3 protein-coding genes are annotated in these 2,497 nt (G+C 62.0%); 2 read left to right on the top strand and 1 reads right to left on the bottom strand.

Features of this window, described 5'->3' with window-relative positions; translation table 11 throughout:
• The first annotated feature begins 2 nt into the window (after window positions 1–2).
• Together EN742_RS31655 and EN742_RS31650 are read left to right on the top strand one after the other, a co-directional pair.
• Entirely contained in the window at window positions 3–488 is a 486-nt protein-coding gene (locus EN742_RS31655) for a thermonuclease family protein (RefSeq protein WP_128333712.1), read from the top strand.
• A gap of 2 nt (window positions 489–490) precedes the next feature.
• Window positions 491–1,159: a thermonuclease family protein gene (locus tag EN742_RS31650; RefSeq protein WP_128333713.1), complete on the top strand. Its 669-nt coding sequence runs from the start codon at window positions 491–493 to the stop codon at window positions 1,157–1,159.
• Between the two features lie 928 nt (window positions 1,160–2,087).
• Here the strand turns inward: EN742_RS31650 and EN742_RS31635 are convergent.
• The gene (locus tag EN742_RS31635) at window positions 2,088–2,435 is read right to left on the bottom strand and encodes a hypothetical protein (protein WP_128333709.1); all 348 of its coding nucleotides are present in this window, start codon (window positions 2,433–2,435) and stop codon (window positions 2,088–2,090) included.
• Window positions 2,436–2,497: the final 62 nt, after the last annotated feature.

Raw genomic sequence — 2,497 nt, 5'->3', positions numbered from 1 at the left:
CTGTGGCCGCCGCCCCCGCAGGCTATTTCAACCTCCGGCCCGGCGTGGCGCTCGAGAGCGGTGACAGCTGGACAGAGGCTGGCGCCAGGTACCATCTCTATGGCGTCCAAGCTTGCCTTCGCGGCACGTTCTACACAGATCGGTCCGGCCATCGAGAGGATTGCGGCGAGGCGTCCCTTGCCGTCATGGCGGCATTCATTGCCGACACAAAGCCGGTCTGCGCGCCGGTGGCGACGATTGCCAACGTTGCCCATGTCGTCTGCTACGCCGCGGTTGGCGCCGACCGACTGGATCTCGGCAATCTGATGATCACGTCTGGCTACGCTTTCGCTGCCCTGCAGCCGGATGGCCTTCCCTATTCGCCTGCCTATGCGGTTGCCGAGCAGGTCGCGCGCGAAAAGCGTGCAGGCCTGTGGCAATTCAAGGACGTGCAGCACCCAGCGATCCTGCTTGGCCGTGCCGTGGCACGGAGCCCGGCAGCCCAATGAGAATGCAGGAGACCTGTTTTGCTGCTCTTCTCGCGGTGTCGGTTGCCACCTCCCCTTGCTGGTCGGCCGATGCCGTCGGGCTGCGGACTACGCCGTCCTCGCTGCCCAGTGAAGCGGTCTCTAAAGCAATCACCGGCCGGGTAGCGATCATCGATGGACGGACACTCTGGTTTCCCGGATCGGCCGAGAAAGTCCGTCTTGCCGGCATCGACGTGTGCGAACTACCTCAGTGGGCCTTCGACCCAACCCGCAAGAATACTGCGCTGAAGCCCGTGCCGTGCGGTCCCCTTGCCAAGGCCTGGCTCAAAAGGGCGGTCAGCGACGATCAGGTAACGTGTCGGGTGACTGCGTTCGATTCGGACGGTACCTATGTCGGTTCCTGTTCCATGAGCGGACGCGACCTCGCTGTCGAGATGCTTCGCGTCGGCTGGGCGCGGGTCGCCTCCCCTCCCCTTCCTGGGTACGCCACGTGGCAACGCCAAGCCATGGCAGCTCGCTATGGGATGTGGGCCACCTACGTGCTCGACATGGACGAGTGGCGCGGAAAGGCCGTCGATCGAACGCTTGAGAGACGCACGATCGCCGACTTCAATTTGCTGGCGGAGCGCGGACGAGAAATCTCTCCGCCATTCGCCGACGCGCGCAAACGGCCGCGCCGATCGGACCGCTGAATTTGGATGCTCAGGAGAAATGACCATGCGGCTCATCAGGTCCACCATTGTCCTCGCGTCGAGCGCATTGGCTTCTCTAGCAGCCTCGGTAGTTGACACGCAGGCCAGCGAGTGGGGTTGCGAAGTGCTTTTGTGCGCGTCGTCATCAAACCCATCCTGGCATGGCGTGCCTGCCTGCCACCCACCCATGGATCGATTGATCTCGGCCATGAACGGCTGGGGTTTCTCGTGGCCCACCTGCCCCGAAGCAGGCGCCGGCTCGCCCGGCTACGAAAAATACGCCGATTGTCCGGCCGGCTGGAGCGTCGGATATTCCGAGGTCGGTCACGGCACGCGCAGCGAACCGAGTCTATGCGTTCAGAAGGGTCGCAATACATGCAGCCGTCGCGAAGGATGCAGTGATACGATTTCGATGCCTCGCCCGTCACGCCGGGATCCGTATTACTTCGATATTTCTGCCAAAGACGGATCCGTGTCCCGGCACTGGTTCAATCTCCGGCGTTAGCGCTTGATCCGCCTGGCGAACCTGGCTTCGGATTTTGGTTTCGGTTGCTTCGAGCAAAGCAGTTCCGCGACTTCGTCCCGGAAGCGTGCCGTGGACGCAAGAAGCCGGGCTTGTTGTTCGTCATCGATGTCGGCGCCAGTGGCGATCATGACGGCCGCGACACCAAGTATCTTATCGCAAGCGTCCGGCGCGTTCGTGGGCTCAGCTGCGATCAGCTTGGCAACCGCCCGTCGCATAACTCGTCTGATAATCCAAGTCAGCGGCAATCTGATCGGTTGCCAGCGCAAGCGCAAGATTCGCTGAAGTCTCCGATTGGCAGCGCCTATCCGGTCCAGCTCAGCAATCGTCTTCGATGGGGCGAGTCCGCGGTCACTAACCATGCGTAGCCAGTGGAATTTTCTTGTGCGCGCCATGGCGACGAAATCACATTCCCGCTGATCTCGTCAGGCTGTATCCCCTTATTCTCAAGGGCCGCCATCCTCTTGCCAGCTCCGAAGGAAGATGAGCCGCGCGAAATATTCGGCCTTCATTTTTCAGATCGCCGACATCGGCCACCGGCGCCATCGCTGCCTGCCGTCGAATAACCGTTTCGTCCGCGAAAATGGCGTCAAGCCGTGGCCCGATCAGCGCCGCCTCGGCCTCTCCGGCGTGCATCATACGTTTCCCGAGACACTCCAGCTCTGAAATGGCGCGGCGGTGCGCCGCGATCAGATCGACGACTGCGTCTGCCTCCTGCACCTCTCCGTTGCTGCATGCCAGTTCAAAAGCCATTGTCCTGCTCCGAGTGATTCGCGGCCCGCCCCTCGCCCGTTGCATCGAGTCGAGAAATACGT

The sequence above is a fragment of the Mesorhizobium sp. M4A.F.Ca.ET.020.02.1.1 genome, assembly GCF_004022645.1.
Classification (GTDB): Bacteria; Pseudomonadota; Alphaproteobacteria; order Rhizobiales; family Rhizobiaceae; genus Mesorhizobium.
Note: the sequence above shows the minus strand (reverse complement) of the source record. Positions and strands in the feature narration are given on the sequence as shown.

Excerpts from the sequence above, each read along its gene's own strand:
- EN742_RS31650 (WP_128333713.1), top strand. The coding sequence starts at position 491 with ATGCAGGAGACCTGTTTTGCTGCTCTTCTCGCGGTGTCGGTTGCCACC.
- EN742_RS31635 (WP_128333709.1), bottom strand. The coding sequence starts at position 2,435 with ATGGCTTTTGAACTGGCATGCAGCAACGGAGAGGTGCAGGAGGCAGAC.